Below are 5,182 nucleotides of genomic sequence, written 5' to 3'. Positions count from 1 at the left end.
GTCTAAAACACTTGACTGACTGGCTAAATAAACTACAGTCAAATATAGATTGATTAATCATTAGTCAGTCTAGCAAATTACACGGTTTAGAATAACTAAATTAGTCAACTTATAGAAGGATGTAGAAGTATGGCTTGTGGAAAAGTCAAATGGTTCAATAATGCCAAAGGTTTTGGCTTCATCGTAGAAGACGGCAGCGAGACTGATATATTCGCTCATTACTCAACGATTGTAATGGACGGTTATAAAACACTTAAAGCTGGTCAAGATGTAACATTCGAATTGCAACAAGGTCCAAAAGGGTTACACGCAACGAATATTGCGCCTAACGATGAAATCTCCTAGGTAAAACCTATTCGAGTATCAAGCGAGAGACCTTGTTAAGTTCCTCGCTTACTCTTCTGCTCTAAATATATCCTTACACTTCTCTTGAAATTACATTTCTTAACCCCAATTGTTTAATTGTTATTAGCCCTTTAGAGCCAAGCTTGTTACACTCTTGTTGCTTAAATTTAGCTTTTTCGTCATTTTGACGTAAGGCTTTTGGCTAATTTCATAATTTGCTTATTTAAGCTATAAGAATTTTACAGTCTGTCAGCTGTGGTTATTTTAATACTTTGTATTGAGTTGCAACAGCTAACAGACTGCTTGCTGTTGTTTTATCAAGGCACTTAATTTTAAGCTTGGTATTTCAAAGCTATCTATTGCATTGTTGAATATGGCTAATTAAGGGTTACTGTTAGCAGTCATTACCAAACATTACGCCAACTATCTAGGAATGATGATGACATCAAAAATTATCTATACTAAAACAGATGAAGCGCCAGCTCTTGCGACGTATTCATTGTTACCAATCATCCAAGCGTACACTAACGCTGCTGGTGTTGAAGTTGAAACTCGCGATATTTCATTAGCGGGTCGTGTAATTGCAAACTTCCCTGAGTACTTAACTGAAGATCAACGTATTGATGATGCACTTGCTGAATTAGGTGAAATGGCAAAAACACCTGAAGCTAACATTATCAAACTACCTAATATCAGTGCTTCTATCCCTCAGCTACGTGCAGTAATCAAAGAGTTACAAGAAAAAGGTTACGCGTTACCAGACTACCCATCAGAGCCAAAAACTGATGAAGAAAAGAAAGTTAAAGCAACTTACGACAAAATCAAAGGCTCTGCTGTAAACCCTGTACTTCGTGAAGGTAACTCTGACCGTCGTGCACCTAGTTCAGTTAAAGAGTATGCTCGTAACAACCCACATTCAATGGGTGCATGGAGCAAAGATTCTCAATCTTACGTTGCAAGCATGGAAGAAGGTGACTTCTTCGGTTCTGAGAAATCAGTCACTGTTGCAGAAGCTACTGACGTACGTATCGAGCATGTTGCACAAAATGGTGACATCACAGTGCTTAAAGCAAGCACACCATTACTGGCTGGTGAAGTAATTGACGCTTCATGCATGAGCGCAGCTAAGCTTCAAGCTTTCCTTGCTAAAGAAATTCAAACAGCAAAAGACAAAGGCGTGTTGTTCTCATTACACATGAAAGCAACTATGATGAAAGTGTCTGACCCAATCATCTTCGGTCACGCTGTAAAAGTTTTCTTCAAAGACGTATTCACAAAACACGCTGATCTTTTCAAAGAGCTAGATGTTGACGTAAACAACGGCTTCGGCGATGTATTCTCAAAAATCGAAAGCCTAGATGCAGCTAAAAAAGCTGAAATTGAAGCAGATATCCAAGCGGTTTATGAAAACAACCCAGCTATCGCTATGGTTGATTCTGATCGTGGTATTACTAACCTTCACGTGCCAAGTGATGTGATCATCGATGCATCAATGCCTGCTGCAATTCGTTCTAGCGGTCAAATGTGGAATAGCGAAGGTAAATTACAAGACACAAGCTTTGTAATTCCAGATCGTTGTTACGCTGGTGTTTACCAAGCAACTATCGATTTCTGTAAGGAAAACGGTGCATTCGATCCAACAACAATGGGTAGCGTACCTAACGTTGGTCTTATGGCACAAAAAGCTGAAGAATACGGTTCACATGACAAAACGTTTGAAGTAGCTGCTGCAGGTACTATCCGTGTTGTTGATACTGCTGGTACAACTTTACTAGAGCATGCTGTTGAGCAAGGCGATATCTGGCGTATGTGTCAGGTAAAAGACGCGCCAATCCAAGATTGGGTTAAGCTTGCTGTTAACCGCGCTCGCGCAACTAACACACCGGCAGTTTTCTGGTTAGACGAAAATCGTGCACACGATGCTGAGTTAATCAAAAAAGTAAACACGTATCTACCTCAACATGATACTGATGGTCTTGAGATCCATATCTTAGCGCCGGTTGAAGCGACTAAATTCTCTTTAGATCGTATCAAAGAAGGTAAAGATACTATTTCAGTAACTGGTAACGTTTTACGAGACTACCTAACTGACTTATTCCCAATTCTTGAACTTGGTACAAGTGCTAAAATGCTTTCAATCGTTCCACTTATGAATGGTGGCGGTTTATTCGAAACTGGTGCAGGTGGTTCAGCGCCTAAGCACGTTCAACAATTCGAAAAAGAAAATCACTTACGTTGGGATTCTTTAGGTGAGTTCTTAGCGCTTGCTGCTTCTTTAGAGCATTTAGCGGTTAATACAGATAACAAGAAAGCACAAGTGCTTGCTGACACACTTGATAAAGCAACAGGCACATTCTTAGCTGAAAACAAATCACCTTCACGTAAAGTGAAAGAGATTGATAACCGTGGTTCGCACTTCTTCCTTTCGTTATTCTGGGCACAAGAACTTGCTGCACAAAATGATGATGCGGAATTAAAAGCACAGTTCACACAAATTGCTGCTGATCTTGAGTCTCAAAAAGACCAAATCGTTAATGAATTAAACGATGCACAAGGTCCAGCTATGAGTGTAGGTGGTTATTACCAACCTAATGATGAGCTAGCATTTAAAGCAATGCGTCCAAGTTCAACATTCAATGACATTCTAGCTAAGCTTGTTTAATTATTTAAATCTTATTTATCTAGTTAACTAGCTATAAGAGAGTTATCTCAAAGCGCTTATTCGCGAAAGAGATAACTCTTTTTTTTGCTCTCGTGACTAACGAACCTGTTAGGTTTTCACTAATTTGATTGCTTTTCAGAGCGGTCATTCTCATTAAAACACCACTTGAATAAAACTGTTTTCACACATTGGTAGTCTATTGGTTTAGCAATAAAATCACTCATTCCCGCTGCAAAACATCGCTGCTTATCCGCCTCAAGCACATTGGCTGTTAATGCAATAATGGGCGTATCTTCATAAGCGGGGATTTTTCTAATCAATACGGTAGCTTGAGGGCCATCAAGTACAGGCATCTGCATATCCATAAAAATAATATTAAAGTTGTTTTGCTGACTATTTTCCTTACATAGCGCTACGGCCTGCTCACCATCCCCTGCTATTTTTATAGTTCTTATCCCGAACTCATTCAACATGGCTTCGATAACGACCTGGTTAATATCATTGTCTTCGACTACAAGTACATTAAGTGATGAAAAGTCTGCCTGTTCCTCTTCGGCTTCTTGTATATTTGCGGCTTCAAACTCAGACTGCTCAAAAACCTGTGTTGTTTTTAACTCAAAATAAAAGTGAGAGCCCTGCCCTAAATCACTTTCTACATGCAAAGGAGCATCCATCAAATTTAGTAATTTACTTGATATAGCCAATCCAAGCCCTGTGCCACCGAAGCGCCGTGTAATTGACGTATCAGCTTGCGAAAACGCTTCAAAAAGCTTGCTGAGATTTTCTTTCGCGATGCCAATTCCCGTATCAACCACAGAGAATTTGATCTTTAGATTGTCGCTCTGACCTCGATTAATTCTTATATCAAGCGAAACACTTCCTTTTTCGGTAAATTTAATCGCATTCCCTAATAGATTTATTAGCACTTGTTTTAAACGGGTTTCATCGGCAAAGAAAATACAATCTTGCTGTGCTTCGGCAATAGAGATATTGAAGTTGATATGTTTATTTTGAGCTTGCTCTTTAAATAAGTGCATAAGCTCATCTAACATAGAGTTTAAATGCACTGGTATCGATTCTAGCTCAATCTTAGAAGCTTCAATCTTACTAATATCTAAAATATCATTGATGATCACTAATAAACCAGACCCTGAGGATTGAATGATATTTAGCATCTTCACTTGCTCAGGTGTTAACGTGGTGCGCCTCAATTGACGTGCCATCCCGAGAATACCATTCATAGGAGTGCGAATTTCATGACTCATGTTCGCAAGGAATTCTGATTTTACTTTCGTTGTATGCTCTGCTGTTGTTTTTGCCTCTGTAAGGTCTTGGCTCAATATACGGAATCTATCAGCGGCAGTTGCAAGCACACCAATTTCGTCTTTACGATTTAAATCATAAATAGGAGCAGATAAGTCACCTCCTAAAAAGTGTTGAAAGCTAATCGTTAAACGCTTTATTGAGTGAGTTATTTGTAAGTGGAAAAATGCAGCTAGCCCGATGATATAAATCAGTATACCTATAGAAAGAAAACGAAGTGTTTGATCTGCCTTTATTACTATATCTTGCGCCTCTCTTTTTATTTTTTGTAATCGAGTCAAGGATTGCTCGCGCAACTTATCTGCGAGCGTACTGAATTCAATTGCATCTCCAGCCATAACAACATTTACTAAACTCAAGTAATTTCTATTAGCTTGTACTCCCTTGGAAAATACTTCTTGATACGCTGTAGCCAGTTCACTACTTTTAATATATTTAGTATTTGATAGTCTATTATTTGATAAGATAGTAAGCGCTTTATTAACCGCCGCTCTTTTTGAGTAATCTTTTTTCGCAAGAAACAATGAGGCATCTCGATGTAACTCATGCCAAACGTTCAGCTGCTCTGAGATAGCTAACTTTTCTTCGCTTGAAGCAGTGTTTAATTTAAGGGTGTTTAGATAATTAATGGCTTGGAAATAAATATTAGGAAGTTTGTCGTCAGTAAGCTCTTTTTTTATCTCATAACGTTTAGCAAGCACACTCAAATTATCGCCATACCTGGTTATAAGCTGTGTCATCGAGTCTAGGTAAACTTGGTTTTCAAGTTCGTCACTTTTTAAATCGACACTCTCTAAGCGTACTTTTATACTTTTAAAGTTTTCTATTATTTTACTGAATACTGTTTTGCTT

The 5,182-nt window shown here is 38.5% G+C and carries 3 protein-coding genes; 2 read left to right on the top strand and 1 reads right to left on the bottom strand.

Annotated features, from left to right (window positions below; all coding sequences use genetic code 11):
• The first annotated feature begins 129 nt into the window (after positions 1-129).
• Positions 130-345 carry a cold shock domain-containing protein CspD gene (gene cspD, locus L1D46_RS19600; protein WP_036968098.1) on the top strand — a complete coding sequence of 72 codons (216 nt, stop codon included), beginning with the start codon at positions 130-132 and terminating at the stop codon, positions 343-345.
• A 439-nt stretch (positions 346-784) separates the two neighbouring features.
• Entirely contained in the window at positions 785-3,007 is a 2,223-nt protein-coding gene (locus L1D46_RS19595) for an NADP-dependent isocitrate dehydrogenase (RefSeq protein ID WP_239978087.1), read from the top strand.
• A gap of 119 nt (positions 3,008-3,126) precedes the next feature.
• Here L1D46_RS19595 and L1D46_RS19590 read toward each other — a convergent pair.
• On the bottom strand, positions 3,127-5,182 hold a 2,056-nt coding region (locus L1D46_RS19590; protein WP_239978086.1), incomplete at its 5' end, for a hybrid sensor histidine kinase/response regulator.

Source organism: Pseudoalteromonas sp. Isolate3 (genome assembly GCF_022398505.1).
In the GTDB taxonomy this organism is placed as follows: Bacteria; Pseudomonadota; Gammaproteobacteria; order Enterobacterales; family Alteromonadaceae; genus Pseudoalteromonas; species Pseudoalteromonas apostichopi.
The sequence above is the reverse complement of the archived record's forward strand: the minus strand, read 5'-3'. Positions and strand labels throughout refer to the sequence as shown.

Bases quoted from the DNA above. Each gene is read 5' to 3' on its own strand.
- cspD (WP_036968098.1), top strand. From the start codon at position 130: ATGGCTTGTGGAAAAGTCAAATGGTTCAATAATGCCAAAGGTTTTGGC.
- L1D46_RS19595 (WP_239978087.1), top strand. From the start codon at position 785: ATGACATCAAAAATTATCTATACTAAAACAGATGAAGCGCCAGCTCTT.